Origin of the sequence: Streptomyces thermospinosisporus, assembly GCF_039526425.1 — a bacterium.
In the GTDB taxonomy this organism is placed as follows: domain Bacteria; phylum Actinomycetota; class Actinomycetes; order Streptomycetales; family Streptomycetaceae; genus Streptomyces; species Streptomyces thermocarboxydovorans.
Map to the genome: position 1 here is coordinate 59238 of NZ_BAAAIZ010000041.1, position 18083 is coordinate 77320.

Annotated in this window: 12 protein-coding genes; 10 read left to right on the plus strand and 2 right to left on the minus strand. The window is 68.4% G+C overall.

Translation table 11 applies throughout. The features are described from left to right. Positions 1-6 precede the first annotated feature (6 nt). The gene (locus ABD207_RS15380) at positions 7-210 is read right to left on the minus strand and encodes a DUF4236 domain-containing protein (RefSeq protein ID WP_344013370.1); all 204 of its coding nucleotides are present in this window, start codon (positions 208-210) and stop codon (positions 7-9) included. A gap of 361 nt (positions 211-571) precedes the next feature. Between ABD207_RS15380 and acnA the strand changes: the two genes are divergently transcribed. The 3 genes from acnA (at position 572) to ABD207_RS15395 (ending at position 5361) form a co-directional block, all read left to right on the plus strand. Then, on the plus strand, positions 572-3289 hold the full coding sequence (gene acnA, locus ABD207_RS15385) for an aconitate hydratase AcnA (RefSeq protein ID WP_344013372.1): 2718 nt from the start codon (positions 572-574) through the stop codon (positions 3287-3289). Between the two features lie 147 nt (positions 3290-3436). Next, on the plus strand, positions 3437-3904 hold the full coding sequence (locus ABD207_RS15390; RefSeq protein ID WP_344013373.1) for a hypothetical protein: 468 nt from the start codon (positions 3437-3439) through the stop codon (positions 3902-3904). A gap of 14 nt (positions 3905-3918) precedes the next feature. Continuing rightward, complete coding sequence (locus ABD207_RS15395) at positions 3919-5361, plus strand: caspase, EACC1-associated type (protein ID WP_344013374.1); 1443 nt, start codon at positions 3919-3921, stop codon at positions 5359-5361. 70 nt (positions 5362-5431) lie between these two features. Here ABD207_RS15395 and ABD207_RS15400 read toward each other — a convergent pair whose 3' ends face one another. Beyond that, positions 5432-9247 carry a GH92 family glycosyl hydrolase gene (locus tag ABD207_RS15400; protein WP_344013375.1) on the minus strand — a complete coding sequence of 1272 codons (3816 nt, stop codon included), beginning with the start codon at positions 9245-9247 and terminating at the stop codon, positions 5432-5434. A gap of 412 nt (positions 9248-9659) precedes the next feature. On the opposite strand from ABD207_RS15400, the gene ngcE reads away from it, so the two are divergent. From ngcE to ABD207_RS15435, 7 genes are all read left to right on the plus strand, one after another. Next, on the plus strand, positions 9660-11129 hold the full coding sequence (gene ngcE, locus ABD207_RS15405) for an N-acetylglucosamine/diacetylchitobiose ABC transporter substrate-binding protein (protein ID WP_344013376.1): 1470 nt from the start codon (positions 9660-9662) through the stop codon (positions 11127-11129). 82 nt (positions 11130-11211) lie between these two features. Further along, the gene (locus ABD207_RS15410; RefSeq protein ID WP_344013378.1) at positions 11212-12138 is read left to right on the plus strand and encodes a carbohydrate ABC transporter permease; all 927 of its coding nucleotides are present in this window, start codon (positions 11212-11214) and stop codon (positions 12136-12138) included. Positions 12139-12142: 4 nt separating this feature from the next. Further along, positions 12143-13066, plus strand: coding sequence for a carbohydrate ABC transporter permease (locus ABD207_RS15415; RefSeq protein WP_344013380.1), 924 nt, complete (start codon positions 12143-12145; stop codon positions 13064-13066). A gap of 223 nt (positions 13067-13289) precedes the next feature. After that, on the plus strand, positions 13290-14501 hold the full coding sequence (locus tag ABD207_RS15420; RefSeq protein WP_344013381.1) for an ROK family transcriptional regulator: 1212 nt from the start codon (positions 13290-13292) through the stop codon (positions 14499-14501). Between the two features lie 134 nt (positions 14502-14635). Then, positions 14636-15733: a substrate-binding domain-containing protein gene (locus tag ABD207_RS15425; RefSeq protein ID WP_344013616.1), complete on the plus strand. Its 1098-nt coding sequence runs from the start codon at positions 14636-14638 to the stop codon at positions 15731-15733. A gap of 178 nt (positions 15734-15911) precedes the next feature. Beyond that, a complete protein-coding gene (locus ABD207_RS15430; protein WP_344013383.1) occupies positions 15912-16703 on the plus strand; it encodes an ATP-binding cassette domain-containing protein in 792 nt (263 codons plus the stop codon). Further along, positions 16700-17992: a sugar ABC transporter permease gene (locus tag ABD207_RS15435; protein ID WP_344013385.1), complete on the plus strand. Its 1293-nt coding sequence runs from the start codon at positions 16700-16702 to the stop codon at positions 17990-17992. Before ABD207_RS15430 ends, ABD207_RS15435 begins: the two co-directional genes overlap by 4 nt. The last annotated feature ends 91 nt before the right edge of the window (positions 17993-18083 follow it).

Below are 18083 nucleotides of genomic sequence, written 5' to 3' on the forward strand. Positions count from 1 at the left end.
CCCGATTCATCCCCTGGTGCTACGTGTGTCCCGCGTCCGCCGCCAGCCGAAAGGTCCCGGCAAATCCATGGATGTCGTACGACGTCCGGTACTGCTCCGAGTGTACCGGGGGCCCTTGCCGCCGCCGGTGGTGATGGACCAGGACCGCTTGTTGATGTTCAGCCGCACCCCGGGAAGGATCCGGAAGCTCTTGCGGAAAGTGAGCGGCACCCCTGCCTCCCTCGTATGAGTATCTGACCCTGCCTCAGTGCGGCTACCCCGAATGTACGGGGTCATGGACCGGGGATGCGGAGCTCGGGGTGCCGGGGTGCACTGGAGGGGGCCGTTCGGTCGTGCGCGGGTGTCGCGCCAGGGCATGCCGCAGGTCGCGCCGGGGCGCGCCGAGAGCCTGGGCATGACCATTCGGCGCCCGTGTACTAGAGTTATCTCGACATCGAGATATCTGCCGAGGCGCACCGCGATCGCCACTCGAGTTAGGCAAGCCTAACTTAGCCTGACCTCACCGGAACGGCCAAGCCGGCGTGGCGGCACGATTGACGGTGGTACGCGCACATCTATGAAGGAGACTGTCGTGTCGGCGAACAGCTTCGACGCCCGCAGCACGCTGCAGGTGGGCGACGAGTCGTACGAGATCTTCCGGCTGGACAAGGTCGAAGGCTCCGCGCGCCTTCCCTACAGCCTGAAGGTGCTGCTGGAGAACCTTCTCCGCACCGAGGACGGCGCGAACATCACCGCCGACCACATCCGCGCGCTCGGCTCCTGGGACTCCCAGGCCCAGCCGTCGCAGGAGATCCAGTTCACGCCGGCCCGCGTGATCATGCAGGACTTCACCGGCGTCCCCTGTGTCGTGGACCTCGCCACCATGCGTGAGGCCGTGAAGGAGCTGGGCGGCGACCCGTCGAAGATCAACCCGCTGGCCCCGGCGGAGCTGGTCATCGACCACTCCGTCATCGCCGACAAGTTCGGCACCAGCGACGCCTTCAAGGTGAACGTCGACCTGGAGTACGGCCGCAACAAGGAGCGCTACCAGTTCCTGCGCTGGGGCCAGACCGCCTTCGACGAGTTCAAGGTCGTCCCGCCCGGCACCGGCATCGTGCACCAGGTGAACATCGAGCACCTGGCCCGCGTGGTGATGACCCGCGACGGCAAGGCGTACCCCGACACCCTCGTCGGCACCGACTCGCACACCACGATGGTCAACGGCCTCGGCGTCCTCGGCTGGGGCGTCGGCGGCATCGAGGCCGAGGCCGCCATGCTCGGCCAGCCGGTCTCCATGCTGATCCCGCGCGTCGTCGGCTTCAAGCTCACCGGTGAGCTGCAGCCCGGCACCACCGCCACCGACCTGGTGCTCACCATCACCGAGATGCTGCGCAAGCACGGCGTCGTCGGCAAGTTCGTCGAGTTCTACGGCGAGGGCGTGGCCGCCACCTCGCTCGCCAACCGCGCCACCATCGGCAACATGTCCCCGGAGTTCGGCTCCACCGCCGCGATCTTCCCGATCGACGAGGAGACCATCAGCTACCTGCGCCTGACCGGCCGCAGCGAGAAGCAGATCGCGCTGGTCGAGGCGTACGCCAAGGAGCAGGGCCTCTGGCTGGACCCGAAGGCCGAGCCGGACTTCTCCGAGAAGCTCGAGCTGGACCTGTCCACCGTCGTCCCGTCCATCGCCGGCCCGAAGCGCCCGCAGGACCGCATCGTCCTGGCGAACGCCGCCGAGCAGTTCAAGCAGGACGTCCGCAACTACGTCAGCGACGAGTACGAGGCCAGCAAGGAGTCCTTCCCGAGCTCCGACGCCCCCTCGTCGATCCCGAACGGCACCCCGTCCAACCCGGTCCGGGTGACCGCCCCCGACGGCACCTCCTACGAGCTGGACCACGGTGCGGTGACGGTCGCGGCCATCACCTCCTGCACCAACACCTCCAACCCGTACGTCATGGTCGCCGCCGCCCTGGTCGCCAAGAAGGCGGTCGAGAAGGGCCTGACCCGCAAGCCGTGGGTCAAGACCACCCTCGCCCCGGGCTCCAAGGTCGTCACCGACTACTTCGACAAGGCGGGCCTGACCCCGTACCTGGACAAGGTCGGCTTCAACCTCGTCGGCTACGGCTGCACCACCTGCATCGGCAACTCCGGCCCGCTGCCGGAGGAGGTCTCCAAGGCCGTCAACGACCACGACCTCGCCGTCGTCTCGGTCCTGTCCGGCAACCGCAACTTCGAGGGCCGGATCAACCCCGACGTCAAGATGAACTACCTGGCGTCCCCGCCGCTGGTCGTCGCGTACGCCATCGCCGGCTCGATGAAGGTGGACATCACCAAGGACGCCCTGGGCACCGACCAGGACGGCAACCCGGTCTACCTCAAGGACATCTGGCCCTCCGAGGCCGAGGTCAACGACGTCGTGGCCAACGCCATCGGCGAGGACATGTTCTCCAAGTCCTACTCCGACGTCTTCGCCGGCGACGCCCAGTGGCAGGCGCTGCCCATCCCGACCGGCGACACCTTCGAGTGGGACCCGGAGTCCACCTACGTCCGCAAGCCCCCGTACTTCGAGGGCATGACGATGGAGCCGGCGCCGGTCGAGGACATCACCGGCGCCCGCGTCCTCGCCAAGCTGGGCGACTCGGTCACCACCGACCACATCTCCCCGGCCGGTGCGATCAAGGCCGACACCCCGGCCGGCAAGTACCTCACGGAGCACGGCGTCGAGCGCCGCGACTTCAACAGCTACGGCTCCCGCCGCGGCAACCACGAGGTCATGATCCGCGGTACGTTCGCCAACATCCGCCTGCGCAACCAGATCGCGCCGGGCACCGAGGGCGGCTACACGCGTGACTTCACGCAGGAGGGCGGGCCGGTCTCCTTCATCTACGACGCCGCCCAGAACTACCAGGCCGCCGGCATCCCGCTGGTCGTCCTGGCCGGCAAGGAGTACGGCTCCGGCTCGTCCCGCGACTGGGCCGCCAAGGGCACCGCGCTGCTCGGCGTGAAGGCCGTCATCGCCGAGTCCTACGAGCGCATCCACCGCTCCAACCTCATCGGCATGGGCGTCCTGCCGCTGCAGTTCCCCGAGGGACAGAGCGCCGACACCCTCGGCCTGACCGGCGAGGAGACCTTCTCCATCTCCGGCGTCACCGAGCTCAACAGCGGCACCACGCCGCGCACGGTGAAGGTCACCACCGACACCGGCGTCGAGTTCGACGCGGTCGTCCGCATCGACACCCCCGGTGAGGCGGACTACTACCGCAACGGCGGCATCATGCAGTACGTGCTGCGCAGCCTGCTCCGCAAGTAAGCGGCAGGTGCTCCGCAAGTAGGCGGCAGCGCACGGCAGTTGGGCCGCACCTCCGGCGCCGGAGGTGCGGCCCTCGCCGTGCTCCCCGTTGTACGCTGGAGCGACACCAGGCGACGGGGGGTGGCGGTGAGCCGCGGCAGGGAACACATGCAGCTCGTCCTGACCGGGCGTCAGGACAGCGACCAGGAAGAACTCGACGAACTGACCCGCCGGTTACGCGACCGGCTGCTCGAACTGGACGTGGACGACGTCCAGCTGCGCCGCGCCGGCGACCTCCCCGAGGGGGCCAAGCCGGTCGACGCGATCGCCGTGGGCGCTCTCGCGGTGACCATGGCGCCCATCGCCCTGCGCTCGGTGGTGAGCCTCGTACAGACCTGGATCGAGAACCGGCCGCTGCGCACGGTCAGCATCGCCCTCGGCGACAACAGCCTGGAACTGGAGGCCGTGTCCTCCGCCGACCAGCAGCGCCTCATCGAGGCTTTCCTCGCCGCCCACGAGGCCAGCACGGCAGGGGGCGGCTCCGACGACGGGGACGACCCCGACGAGGACCCCGACGACGGTCCCGAGGACCCCGGCCCCGCCGGCTCCTCCGCCGGCACCGGCCAGGGCGGCTGAAGGGCGGCCCCGAAGTGTCCGCGGGCCGCTTCGCCCTGCTCATCGCGACGGGCCACTACGAGAACAGGGAACTGAGCCGGCTGCGCTCACCCGCCCGGGACGCCGAGGGACTCGCCGGGGTGCTGCGCGACCCCGCCATCGGCGGCTTCACCGTGAAGCCGGTCGTCGACCGTCCCCACCACGAGGTGGCCCGCGCCATCGAGCACTTCTTCCTCGACCGGGCCCGCGACGACCTGCTCCTGCTGCACATCTCCAGCCACGGCGTGAAGAACGACGACGGCGAGCTGTACTTCGCCGCCGCCGACACCGACCGCCGCCTGCTCGCCTCCACCGCCGTCTCCGCCGAGTTCCTGCGCACCCAGATGCAGCGCTGCCGGGCCCGGTCGGTCGTGCTGCTGCTCGACTGCTGCTACAGCGGCGCCTTCCTGCCCGGCGCCAAGGGCGACACCGCCGTGCACCTCAGGGACGAACTGGCCGGACACGGCCGGGCGGTGCTCACCGCGACCAACCGCACCGAGTACGCCTGGGAGGGCGAACGCCTCGACGAACTCGACCCCGAGCCCTCCAGGTTCACCGGCGCGGTCATCAAGGGCCTCCGCTCGGGCGAGGCCGACCGCAACGGCGACGGCCTGATCAGCACGCAGGACCTCTACGAGTACGTCTACGACGAGCTGCGGGCGGCCGGGGTACGCCAGCGCCCGCAGCTGTGGGCGCAGGTGGAGCGCCAGCTGGTCATCGCCCGGTCGGTGACGGCCCCGCGGCAGCACCCGCTGCCCGGCATCCCGGCCCAGCCGGAAAGCCCGGCACCGTCCGTCCCTCCTCCGGCACCGTCCGTCCCTCCTCCGGTGCCGGAGGAGCCGGGGCCCGCCAACGGGCTCGCCCGGCTGCTGGTCCTCGCCAAGCTGCTGGGCGAACTGCCGTCCCTGGCGGACGTGCAGACCCGGATGCGGTTCGCCGTCGTCCTGGGCGAACAGCTGGGGCGCACCGTCGACCTGCGCGGTGTCCGGCTGCAGGAGGACGCGGCGATGCTGGCCCGGAGCGCCCAGACCGCCGAGGGCGGAGAGGACGCGCTGCTGCAGGTGATCGAGCTGTACGAGGGAGGCGCGGCGGCCGACCGCATACGGCAGCGTCTTCAGCGGGCGAGCGGGGAAGCCGGCGGGGCGGTCGGCGGCGGCGCGGGTGCCATGCGGCTGCTCCTCGACCTCACCGACGCCCTGTGCGCCCTGCCGTCCGTGCAGGACCCCCAGGGCCGCCAGAACGTCGCCTCGCTCCTCGCCGAGGTGCTGGGACGGACGGTCGACGTGCGCGGAATGCGGCTCCGCGAGGACGTGGTGGCCATCGTCCGTGCGGCGCTCAAGGCCCCCGGCGGTGAGCACGCGCTGGTGGACGTGATCCGTGTCCTCGACGGCGAGCAGCAGGCCGCCGAGCTCGAGCGGCGGCTCCAGACCGCCCCCTGAACATCGCTGCACAACGCACAGCGGGTCCGGGCCAGGCCCGGACCCGCCTCATGGCGTGGGTGGCGCCGCGTCAGCCCAGCAGCTCCACCTCCGTCAGCGTCGCCTCACCGCTCAGCACCAGCCGGTAGTGGCGGTAGGCGGCCGGCTTGTCCACCGAGAAGGCCCGGGTCTGCCGCTCCCAGCGGAAGGTCTCACCGGACCGCTCGTCCAGGTCCTTCCACGTCGTGCCGTCGGCCGAGCCCTGCAGCACCCAGCCGGTGGGCGCCTTCGCCGGGTCCGCGGAGGTCAGCGTGTACTGCACCGCCTCGGTGTCGCCGGTGACCGGCAGCTCGACCGTGGACACCGTGGCCCCGGTCCCCGAGGTGTTGTCGAACAGGGGACCGTCGCCCTTCAGCAGGTCCTTGCGCGGGCTGGGCACCTTGTCGTCGCGGGTGATGGACACCGGCGCCGCGTTCTTGCCGGTGCCCCACGTCGACGGGCGCGGGCCCATGTCGAACTCCAGGACGCCGCCCTTGGCGATCAGCGCGTGCGGGAGCGCGGTGGAGTTCCAGCGCTTGCCGTTGACCTTCAGGCCCTGCACATACACGTTGCGCGTGCTGTTCTCCGGGGCCTTGACCACCAGCGTGCGGCCGTTCTCCAGGTGCACGGTCGCCTTGGTGAACAGCGGGGAGCCGATGGCGTACTCGCCGCTGCCCATCACCAGCGGGTAGAAGCCGAGCGCGGAGAAGAGGTACCAGGCCGACTGCTCGCCGTTGTCCTCGTCGCCGTGGTAGCCCTGCCCGATCTCACTGCCGGTGTAGAGCCGCTGCAGCACCTCGCGCACGTTCTTCTGCGTCTTCCAGGGCTGCCCGGCCGCGTCGTACATGTACAGGGCGTGGTGGGCGACCTGGTTGGAGTGGCCGTACATGCCCATCCGCACGTCCCGCGCCTCGGTCATCTCGTGGATGACACCGCCGTAGGAGCCGACGAACTCGGGCGAGGCCGTCTCCGGGGTGGAGAGGTACTCGTCGAGCTTGTCGGCGAGGCCCTTCCGGCCGCCGTAGAGGTTGGCCAGGCCCCGGCTGTCCTGCGGTGCGGTGAAGGCGTAGCCCCAGCCGTTGGTCTCGGTGTAGTCGTAGCCCCACACCCGCGGGTCGTACTTCTCCGACGGCACCCGCCAGTCGCCCTTGAGGTTCCGGCCCTGGAAGAATCCGGCCTTCGTGTCGAAGAGGTTGACGTAGTCGCGCGCCCGGTTCAGGAAGTAGGCGGCCTCCTCCTGGTAGCGCTTCTTGCCGGTCTTCTTGTGCAGGGCCTCGGCCATCTTCGCGATGCCGTAGTCGTTGATGTAGCCCTCCAGCGCCCAGGACAGGCCCTCGTGGGTCTCGGTGGAGGTGTAGCCGAGGAACGGCGAGGTGGCCATGCCCTTGCGGCCCACGCCCGAGGAGGGCGGCACCACGGTGGCGTTCTTCACGGCCGCGTCGTACGCCGCCTCCGCGTCGAAGCCGACGCCCTTGACGTAGGCGTCCGCGAACGCCACGTCCGAGGAGGTGCCGGTCATCAGGTCCGCGTAGCCGGGGGAGGACCAGCGGGAGGTCCAGCCGCCGTCCTTGTAGTGCTGCACGAAGCCGTCGACCAGCTCACCCGCCCGGGACGGGGTGAGGAAGGAGTACGCCGGCCACGTCGTGCGGTAGGTGTCCCAGAAGCCGTTGTTGACGTACACCTTGCCTTCGACGATCTTCGCGCCGGTGTGGGTCGGGGTGTCCGGTCCGGTCATCCTCGAGAACGGGGAGGCGTACTTGTAGGTGCCGCCGACCTTCTCGAAGCCCGAGTTCGGGTACAGGTACAGCCGGTAGAGGCTGGAGTAGAGCGTGGTCAGCTGGTCCGGCGTGGCGCCCTCGACCTCCACCGTGCCCAGCAGCTCGTCCCACTGGCGCTGGGCGGCCTTCTTCACCGACTCGAAGGACCGGCTCGCGGGCAGCTCCTGGCGCAGATTGTCCTTCGCCTGGTCGACGCTGATCAGGGAGGTGGCAAGGCGCAGCGTCACCGTGCGGTCCTCGCCCGCGTCGAAGCGCAGATGACCCTTGACGCCGCTCGAGGCTCCGTCGACGACCTTCTTGTCGAACTCGCCGTAGACGAACAGCCGGGTGGCTCCGGTGGACAGGCCGGACTTGACGTCCGAGTAGCCGGTGACGACGCCGTTCTCCTGGTCGAGCGTCAGCCCCGCCTGGTCGGTGACGTTGTCGAAGATCACGCTCGCGTCGTCGCCGGGGTAGGTGAAGCGCAGCGCCGCCGCGTGGTCGGTCGGGGCCATCTCCGCCTTCAGGCCGTTCTCGAAGCGGACCCCGTAGTAGTACGGCCGGGCCGTCTCGTTCTCGTGCCGGAACGCCAGCTCCCGCGCCTCGCGGCCGGTGTCCGGGGTGCCGGCCGCGGCCGACGGCATCACCTGGAAGGTCTGCCGGTCACCCATCCACGGGCTCGGCTCGTGGCTGGCGCTGAACGCCTGGACGGTCGGCAGGTTGTCCCCGTTGTTGCCGCGGGCGTAGTCGTACAGCCAGGTCAGCGAGCCGGCGTTGGTCACCGGCGTCCAGAAGGTGAAGCCGTGCGGCACGGCGGTGGCCGGGAAGGTGTTGCCGCGCGAGAAGCCGCCGCTGGAGTTGGTGCCGCGCGTGGTCACCGCGTAGTCGGACAGGTGGGCCTTGGGCCCTTCGGGCGCCACCGGCTTCAGCTCCACGTCGTCCACCCAGCCCCGGAACTCCGCGGGGCCCTTGGGGGAGTCGTAGGCCACCAGGATCCGGTCGACCGTCTTGCCGCGGGCCACCGAGCCGATCCGGGAGACCACGTTGTTCCACTGGTTGACGTAGAGGACCTTCGCCGCGCCCTGGCCGCGCGGGGTGAGCGGGAAGCCGTGCTGGTCGGTGGCGCGCAGGTCGCTCAGGTACGTGCCGTCGGTGAAGGCGAGGTCCACCGAGACGTTGGTGGCGTCGTAGTCGAGGTCGCCGTCGGCCATCGAGGGGAAGATCCGGTACGACAGCCGGGTGTCCCGCTCCACCTTCACATGGACGTCGAAGACCTTGTTGTACGAGTAGGCCCGTCCCTCGGATGTGTGACGGCCGGCGTAACGCAGGGCACGCTTTCCGGTGAATCCGGCGCCCGCCTTCGCGGTGGGCGACCCGCTCGGGCCGCGGTCGGTCAGCGTCAGCATGTCCGGGGGCACCGGGCCGTCCTTGCCGCCGGTGGAGAACTGCACGTCGGCGAGCTGGACGATGGTGCCGCTGCCGTTCTTGGTGATCTCCAGCCGGAAGTGCCGGTACTCGGCGACCGCGCCGGCGTCCAGATCGTAGGTCTTCGTCTGGAACCGCTCGCCGAAGGTCTCGCCCGTCCGGGTGTCGAGGGTGGTCCACTCCTTGCCGTCCGCGGAGCCCTTCAGCGTCCAGTCCCGCGGGTCGCGTTCGGCGTGGTCATTGGCCGATGTGAGGGCGTATCGGGTGATCTTCACCGGTTCGTCCAGGTCGAACTCGGCCCAGCCGGTGGGCTCGAACGTCAGCCACTTGGTGCTCGGCTCGCCGTCGACGAGGTTCTCCTTCACCTCCCCGCCGCCGGTGTTCTCGGCGCTCGCCCGTACGTCGGTCACCCGGTCGGTCACATTCCCCGGGATGCCGCTGGTGTAGCCGCCGTCGACGCCCAAGGCGCGCTTGCCGCCGCCCGGTGCGGTCTCCACGGTGCTCACCCAGTCCGGGGCGGGGTCGCCCTGTTCGAACGAGGAGGCGAACGCCCGGTCGGTCTTCGCCGGTGCTCCTGGCAGGGCCACGGCCGCGCCCTGGGAGCTCACGGCCAAAGCGAAGGCGGTCGCCGCGACGACCGCCGTACTCCATCTGTGCCGTACTCCGTGCCGGACTCTGTGCAGCATGCGCGAGCACCCTCCCTGCGCCTGGACAACGTTGTCAGTTTCACTGCGCAAGGAACAGTAGTGGGTCAAGTGGCCCACGGTGTCAAGGTGTTGAATGCGGCATTCGAGATCGGAGGCCCGGATAATTCCGCCGAGAAGCGTGCCGGGAGCACATATTTCCGGCAGGTCTCAACTCGGAAAAGACCGGCAGCGAACCTTGCATTCGATCTTGCTCCGCTGGCGGGAAGTGGACTATACCTGTCGGCACTCCGGGGCATCTTCACCGCACCCGGCCATCAGTGACGTGTCACCGGGAACGTCCAGCACCACAGCACCTCGACAGCACTTCCAGCACGACCCAGCTTGACCCGAACGCGGTGCCGGGAAGGATCCGGTTCACCGCCTGAGTCCTGGAGAAGGCGAGGACTTGAGCATGGGATCCACCTCCGCCGAGAACAACGGCACCGGCGAGTTCGCCACCAGCGGCGTCGACCGCCGCAGTCTGATCAAGCGGTCCGCCGCGCTGGGGCTGGTCTCCGTACCCGCCATGGGCTTCCTGTCCGCGTGTGCCAGCGGGGGAGGGGGCGGCGATCAGGACAAGGCCAAGGCCGGCAAGAAGACCGCGAAGAACCCGCTCGGTGTCAATGACACCGCGCAGATGGAATTCGTCCTCTTCGACGGCGGCTTCGGCAAGGAGTACGCCCAGGACGCCGTCAAGATCTATGAGAAGAACTTCCCCAAGGCCAAGGTGAAGTTCTCCGCGACGCAGAAGATCCAGTCGACCCTGCAGCCGCGCTTCAACCAGGGCAACCCGCCCGACCTCATCGACAACTCCGGTGCCGAGCAGATGGACATGGGTGTCCTCGTCGGCAAGAACCAGCTCGCCGACCTCACCCCGCTCCTCGACGCCCCGTCCTACGACGACCCGAACAAGAAGGTCCGCGACACGCTGCGCCCCGGCATCGTCGAGATGGGCCAGTTCGACGGCGACAAGGTCTGGATCCTCTACTACGCCTACACGGTCTACGGCGTCTGGTACTCGAAGAAGGCCCTGGACTCGCTGGACGAGGAGTACCCGAAGACCTGGGACCAGATGCTCGCGGTCTGCGCCAAGGCCAAGAAGAAGGGCATGGCGGGCTGGACGTACGCGGGCAAGTACCCGTACTACATCCCCTTCTCGCTCTACCCGATGATCGGCAAGGTCGGCGGCCGCGAGGTGCTCGACGCCATCGACAACCTCGAGCCGAACGCCTGGAAGCACCCGGCGGTCAAGGACTGCTTCGAGGCCTACTACGAGCTCTACAAGAAGGGCTACATCCTCAAGGGCACCCCCGGCCTCGACCACATCCAGTCCCAGACCGCCTGGGCCCAGGGCAAGGCGCTGTTCCTTCCCAACGGCTCCTGGGTGGAGAACGAGTCGGCCAAGGTGATCCCGGCGGACTTCGAGGTCACGGTGTCCGCGCCCACCGGCCTCGACGACAACGACAAGATGCCCTTCGGCACCATCTGGGCCTCCGGCGGCGAGCCCTTCATCGTCCCGGCCAAGGCGAAGAACGGCCTGGGCGGCATGGAGCAGCTGCGCATCATGCTCAGCGAGGCCTCCTCGAAGAACTTCACCAGCAAGGTGAAGTCGCTGACCGCCTACAACGGCGGCACCGACGGCATCGAGCTCACCCCCGGCCTCAAGTCCGGTGTCGCGGCGCTGGAACTGGCCGGCGAGAACGTCCTGAACCCGCGCATCCAGGACTGGTACGTGCAGCTGCAGAAGGAGAAGATCGGTGTGGCGGGCCTCGGCGAGATGATGGCCGGCCGCATCACCCCGGCCGAGGCCATCAAGAAGATCCAGGCCTTCGCCGACGAGACCGCCAAGGACTCGTCGATCAAGCACTACAAGCACCAGTGAGAACCCGTCCCCAGGGCCTGTCCGGCGCACCCGCGCCGGGCCGGCCCTGGCGGCACCCGCGCGCAGATCGGGGTCGCTAGGAATGCAGCACGGCAAGTACCGGTTCATCGTGGGGTTCCTCGCGGTTCCCCTGGGGCTGTATGCGCTCTTCGTCATCTGGCCGTTCATCCAGTCGATCTACTACTCGTTCACGGACTGGACCGGTCTGAGTCCCGAGTTCTCGATGGTGGGCTTCGCCAACTACGAGCGCATGTGGGACGACTCCATCTTCTGGAAGTCGCTGCAGCACAGCCTGCTGTTCGCGCTGCTGGTGCCGGTGGTGACGATCGGTCTGGCGCTGTTCCTGTCGTTCATGATCAATGTGGGCGGCCGGCGGCGCCGGGGCGGACCGGTGATCAGCGGGGTCCGCGGCTCCGGCTTCTACAAGATCGTCTACTTCTTCCCGCAGGTGCTCTCGATCGCGATCGTCGCCCTGCTGTTCGCGTTCGCGTACAACCCGGACAGCGGTGCGGTCAACTCCGTCCTGCGGGCGGTCGGCCTCGACGACGTCCAGCCGCTGTGGCTGGGCGACCCGGACCTCGCCCTGTGGGCCGTGATGGCGGTGCTCGTCTGGTCCACGGTGGGCTTCTTCGTGGTCCTGTTCTCCGCGGGCATGGCCTCCATCCCGGCGGACCTGTACGAGGCCGCGCTGCTGGACGGGGCCGGCCGCTTCACCATGTTCTTCCGCATCACCCTGCCGCTGCTGTGGGACACCGTGCAGTCCGGCTGGGTGTACATGGGCATCCTCGCCCTGGGCGCCGAGTCGTTCGCGGTCGTACAGATCATGACGACCGGACCCGGCGGGCCCGACTACTCGACCACCGTCATGGTCCTGTACGTGTACCAGAAGGCGTTCCGTGACGGTCAGGCCGCCTATGCCACCACCATCGGTGTCGCCCTGCTCATCGTCACGCTGGCCTTCGCCGCCATCGTGATGCGGCTGGGGCGGCGCGAGCGGCTGGAGTACTGATCAGATGAAGACGACCGAGACCTCCGCTCCGGTACCCGCCGAGTCCGGCGCCCCTGTCACCAAGGCCGACCTGCCGGCGGCCGGGCCGACGCGTGGGAAGAAGGAGGGCACCGTCCTCAATGTCTTCTCCCACGGCATCCTCGTCATCTGGGCGATCATGGTGGTCATGCCGCTGGTGTGGGCGGTGATGACGTCCTTCAAGGACGACGCCTCCATCTTCGGCTCCCCCTGGTCGCTGCCCGACCGGCTGCACTTCGAGAACTGGTCGCGGGCCTGGACCCAGGCCCATATGAGCGACTACTTCCTCAACACCGTCCTGGTGGTGGGCGGCTCGCTCATCGGCACCCTCGTCCTGGGCTCGATGGCGGCCTATGTGCTGGCCCGCTTCGAATTCCCGGGCAACCGGTTCATCTACTACCTGTTCATCGGCGGCATGAGCTTCCCGATCATGCTCGCCCTGGTCCCGTTGTTCTACGTGGTCAACAACATGGGACTGCTGAACACCATCCACGGCCTGATCCTGGTCTACATCGCCTACTCATTGCCGTTCACGGTGTTCTTCCTGACCGCCTTCTTCCGCAGCCTGCCGACCTCCGTCGCCGAGGCCGCCTTCGTGGACGGCGCCTCGCACAGCCGGACGTTCTTCCAGATCATGCTGCCGATGGCCAAGCCGGGCCTGATCAGCGTGGGCATCTTCAACTTCCTGGGCCAGTGGAACCAGTACATGCTGCCCACCGTGCTGAACACCGACGAGGACAAGCACGTCCTCACCCAGGGCCTGGTGCAGCTGGCGGTCAGCCAGGGCTACAAGGGGGACTGGTCCGGGCTGTTCGCCGGGCTGGTGATGGCGATGCTCCCGGTACTCGCCGCCTACATCATCTTCCAGCGCCAGGTGGTCCAGGGCCTCACCGCGGGTGCGCTGAAGTAACGCTGCGCAGCCGAGGGACGCTGAGGTAACGCTGCGCATCCGCTCCCGCACGCGCCGCTCCCGGCTCCCGGGGGCGGCGTCCGTGTATGTGACCGTTCTCCCTGTCGTCCCCCGAAACGGTTCAACCTCTTGACGGGAGGCAACCCGAACAGCTCAGCTTAGAGTTCACTAGTTGGACATGAACGGGGCCTCACCGAAGCGGCCCCGCGCGCAGGAGGTCGTCGTGGAGACTCCGGGGTCGCAGTCGTCGCTGCACCGAGCCAACCTGGAGCGGGTCGTCCGAGCAGTACGTCTTGCGGGTTCTCTCACTCAGGCCGAGATCGCGAGGACGACAGGCCTGTCGGCGGCGACCGTATCGAACATCGTCCGGGAACTGAAAGAGGGCGGAACGGTCCAGGTCACCCCCACCTCGGCGGGCGGACGCAGGGCCCGCAGCGTCTCGCTGAGCGGGGACGCCGGCATCGTCATCGGGGTGGATTTCGGCCATACGCATCTACGCGTGGCGATCGGCAATCTCGCCCATCAGGTGCTGGACGAGAAGTCCGAGCCACTGGACGTGGACGCCTCCGCCACCCAGGGCTTCGACCGGGCGGAACAGCTGGTCAACAGGATGATCGACGCCACCGGGGTGGACCGTTCCAAGATCGCCGGGATCGGCCTCGGCGTGCCCGGCCCGATCGACGTGGAGTCCGGCACCCTGGGCTCCACCGCGATCCTGCCGGGCTGGGGCGGCACCAGACCGGCCGAGGAGCTGCGGGGGCGCCTCGGAGTGCCGGTGCACGTGGACAACGACGCCAACCTCGGCGCCCTCGGCGAGATGGTCTGGGGCAGCGGCCGGGGCGTGCGCGACCTGGCATACATCAAGGTCGCGAGCGGTGTCGGCGCCGGCCTGGTGATCGACGGGAAGATCTACCGGGGGCCCGGCGGCACCGCAGGCGAAATCGGGCATATTACACTCGATGAGTCCGGCCCCGTCTGCCGCTGCGGCAACCGCGGCTGCCTGGAGACCTTCGCGGCGGCCCGCTATGTGCTCCCGCTGCTCCATTCCAGCCACGGTACGGATCTGACCATGGAAAAGGTCGTGAGACTGGCGAGGGACGGCGACCCGGGCTGCCGTCGGGTGATCGCCGACGTCGGCCGCCATGTCGGCAGCGGAGTCGCCAATCTCTGCAACCTGCTGAACCCGAGCCGGATCGTCCTCGGCGGTGATCTCGCCGAGGCCGGTGAGCTGGTGCTCGGGCCGATCAGGGAGTCCGTCGGCCGCTACGCGATCCCCAGTGCGGCGCGCCAACTGTCCGTTCTCCCCGGGGCACTTGGGAGCCGTGCGGAGGTCCTCGGAGCGCTCGCCCTCGCCCTCAACGAAATGGGCGATTCGACCCTTTTGGACGGGACTGTGGCGGGGGCGCCGATGGCTGGTACACCTGCCTTCACTTAGAGAACGGATGGCACCGTTGCCATCTCGTTAAGTATTTACTTCTTGACGTCGCACGTGTGGCCGAGTTGACTTCCAGCCACCTCGGCCGCAACGACGCGGCCTCGTCAGGGAGGTTTGAAGAAGTGAACGCACGTATGCGTCGTGCCGCCGTTGCCATTGCCGCCGGTGCAATGGCCGTCTCGCTGGCCGCCTGTGGCAGCGCCAAGGAGTCGGGCGACAAGGACAATGGCGGCTCGGCCGCCAAGGGTGACGAGATCAAGGTCGGTCTGCTCCTGCCGGAGAACCAGACCGCGCGCTACGAGAAGTTCGACAAGCCCTTGATCGAGAAGAAGATCAAGGAGCTCACGAACAACAAGGCCGAGGTGGTCTACGCCAACGCCAAGCAGGACGCCAGCCTGCAGGCCCAGCAGGTCGACACCATGGTGACCAACAAGGTCGACGTGCTGATCCTGGACGCGGTGGACTCCAAGGCCATCGCCGGCTCGGTGAAGAAGGCCAAGGACGCCAAGATCCCGGTCGTCGCCTACGACCGTCTCGCCGAGGGTCCGATCGACGCCTACACGTCGTTCGACAACGTCACCGTCGGCAAGACCCAGGGCGAGGCCCTGCTGAAGGCGCTCGGCGACAAGGCCAAGGACGGCCAGATCGTCATGATGAACGGGTCCTCCACCGACCCGAACGCCGCCCAGTTCAAGAAGGGCGCCCACTCCGTCCTCGACGGCAAGGTGAAGATCGGCCGCGAGTACGACACCAAGGAGTGGAAGCCGGAGAACGCCAACCAGAACATGGAAGGCGCCATCTCCGCCCTCGGCAAGAAGAACATCGTCGGCGTCTACAGCGCCAACGACGGCATGGCGGGCGGCATCATCACCGCCCTGAAGGCGGCGGGCATCGACGACATCCCGGTCACCGGCCAGGACGCCGAGCTCGCGGGTGTGCAGCGCATCGTCACCGGTGAGCAGTACATGAGCGTCTACAAGCCGTACGCCCCGGAGGCCAACGCCGCCGCGGAGATGGCCGTCGCGCTCGCCCAGGGCAAGTCCCTGGACTCCATCGCCAAGGACAAGGTCGACAGCCCCACCACCAAGGGCGTCCCGGCCGTGCTGGTCCCGGTCGTCTCGCTGACCCAGGACAACATCAAGGACACGGTGGTCAAGGACGGCGTCTACACCATCGACGAGATCTGCGCGGGCAAGTACAAGGCCGCCTGCGACAAGATCGGTCTGAAGTAAGCAGCAAGGAGTCCCACGCAGTACGGGAGTCCACCCGATGACTCCCGTACGGGACCCGCTGCCCCGAGTTTCCGCCGGCGCCCCGCACACACCAGCCCCGCAAGCTACGCGGGGCGCCGGACGGAACACCCCCCGAAAACTTCTGCACAACCTCCCGCCGGGTCAGGCGGCGAAGGAGATGGTTCACGTGTCCGCTACGCCCGTGCTGGCGTTGCGCGGGGTCTCCAAGCGATTCGGTGCCGTCCAGGCGCTCACCGACGTAGAGCTTGAGGTCCACGCCGGTGAGGTGGTCGCCCTGGTCGGCGACAACGGCGCCGGAAAGTCCACGCTGGTCAAGACGATCGCCGGCGTGCATCCCATCGATGAGGGCGTCATCGAGTGGGAGGGCAAGCCCGTCCAGATCAGCAAGCCGCACGACGCCCAGAACCTGGGCATCGCGACGGTGTACCAGGACCTCGCGCTGTGCGACAACATCGATGTCGTCGGCAACCTCTTCCTCGGCCGGGAGATCCGCCGCCGCGGCGTCCTGGACGAGGTGGAGATGGAGCGCCGCTCCCGCCAGCTGCTCGACACCCTCTCGATCCGCATCCCCAGCGTCCGCATCCCGATCGCCTCGCTCTCCGGCGGTCAGCGCCAGGTCGTGGCCATTGCCCGGTCCATGCTCGGCGAGCCCAAGCTGGTGATCCTCGACGAGCCCACCGCAGCCCTCGGTGTCGAGCAGACCGCCCAGGTCCTCGACCTGGTGGAGCGCCTGCGCGAGCGCGGACACGCGGTGATCCTCATCAGCCACAACATGGCCGACGTCAAGGCCGTGGCGGACAAGGTCGCCGTGCTGCGCCTCGGCCGCAACAACGGCGTCTTCGAGGTCAAGTCGACCTCGCAGGAAGAGATCATCTCCGCCATCACGGGCGCCACGGACAACGCCGTGACCCGTCGTGCGGCGCGCACCAATGGGGAGATCAAGAAATGAGCACCGAGAAGACCACCACCCCCGCCGAGGACCACGTCGTGGAGAACCCCGAGGCGGCGGCCGCAGCGGTCACCGCCGTCGACCCCCGGCTGCTGGTGCGCGAGCAGGGCCTGAAGGGCTACGTCAACGAGTTCAAGCGGAAGATGAAGGCCGGTGACCTGGGCTCCCTCCCGGTCGTGGTCGGCCTGCTGATCATCTGGGGCATCTTCACCAGCCTGAACTCCAACTTCCTCACCGCCGGCAACTTCTCCGACATGTCGATCGCCATGGTCGGCACGGGCATGATCGCCGTCGGTATCGTCTTCGTTCTGCTGCTCGGCGAGATCGACCTGTCGGTCGGTTCGGTCAGCGGTGTCGCCGGCGCCACCTTCGCGGTGCTCAGCGTCACCCACGGGATGAACGAGGCGCTGGCCCTGGTGCTGGCGATCCTCACCGGCACGGTCGCCGGCGCCATCCACGGCTTCGTCTTCGCCCGCATCGGTGTGCCGGCCTTCGCCGTGACCCTGGCCGGTCTGCTGTTCTGGCAGGGCTTCATGCTCCAGCTCCTGGGCGAGAACGGCACCATCAACCTCGACGCCGACGGTCTGGTCGTCAAGCTGACCAGCTACTACTTCTCGGACGTGGCCGCCGCCTACGGCCTGGCGCTCGTCGCGACCGTGGGGTACTTCCTCACCTCGTTCTTCGACAACCGCCGCCGTGAGGCCGCCGGGGTGCCCTCCCGGCCGGTCAGCGAGATCGTGGTGCGGACCGCGCTGCTGGCCGTCGTGGCCTTCGCCGTGGCGATCGTCTTCAACCAGAACAAGGGCCTGCCGCTGGCCGTGGTGATCTTCCTCGCGGTCCTGGTGATCACCGACTTCGTGCTGCGCCGCACCTCCTACGGCCGCAAGGTGTACGCCCTCGGCGGCAGCGTCGAGGCCTCCCGCCGCGCCGGTATCAACGTCGAGCTGGTGCGCATCTCGGTGTTCGCCATCTCCGGTACGTTCGCCGCCATCGGCGGTCTGTTCGTCGCCTCGAAGATCGCCTCCGCGAACCAGGGCGCCGGTACCGGTGAGTTCCTGATGAACGTCATCGCCGCGGCGGTGATCGGTGGTACCTCGCTGTTCGGCGGACGCGGCCGGACCTGGGACGCCCTGCTCGGTGTGATGGTGATCATCTCGATCACCTACGGCCTGGCGCTCGAGGGCATCGCCTCGCCGGTCCAGTACATGATCACCGGTGGCGTGCTGCTGGCCACCGTCATCATCGACGCGGTCACCCGCCGGACGCAGAAGACCGCGGGCCGCGCCTAGCGCCCGCCCCCGGCCCGTGCGAGGCCGGCCCGCCTCCAGGGGCGCCCGCCTCGCACGGACGGCGTCCGCATTCCCTCGGGGAACCTCACAG

Coding starts and splice junctions, on each gene's coding strand:
- ABD207_RS15400 (WP_344013375.1), bottom strand. CDS start 9,247: ATGCTGCACAGAGTCCGGCACGGAGTACGGCACAGATGGAGTACGGCG.
- ABD207_RS15435 (WP_344013385.1), top strand. CDS start 16,700: ATGAGCACCGAGAAGACCACCACCCCCGCCGAGGACCACGTCGTGGAG.
- ABD207_RS15415 (WP_344013380.1), top strand. CDS start 12,143: ATGAAGACGACCGAGACCTCCGCTCCGGTACCCGCCGAGTCCGGCGCC.
- ABD207_RS15425 (WP_344013616.1), top strand. CDS start 14,636: ATGCGTCGTGCCGCCGTTGCCATTGCCGCCGGTGCAATGGCCGTCTCG.
- ABD207_RS15430 (WP_344013383.1), top strand. CDS start 15,912: ATGGTTCACGTGTCCGCTACGCCCGTGCTGGCGTTGCGCGGGGTCTCC.
- ABD207_RS15410 (WP_344013378.1), top strand. CDS start 11,212: ATGCAGCACGGCAAGTACCGGTTCATCGTGGGGTTCCTCGCGGTTCCC.
- ABD207_RS15390 (WP_344013373.1), top strand. CDS start 3,437: ATGCAGCTCGTCCTGACCGGGCGTCAGGACAGCGACCAGGAAGAACTC.
- ngcE (WP_344013376.1), top strand. CDS start 9,660: ATGGGATCCACCTCCGCCGAGAACAACGGCACCGGCGAGTTCGCCACC.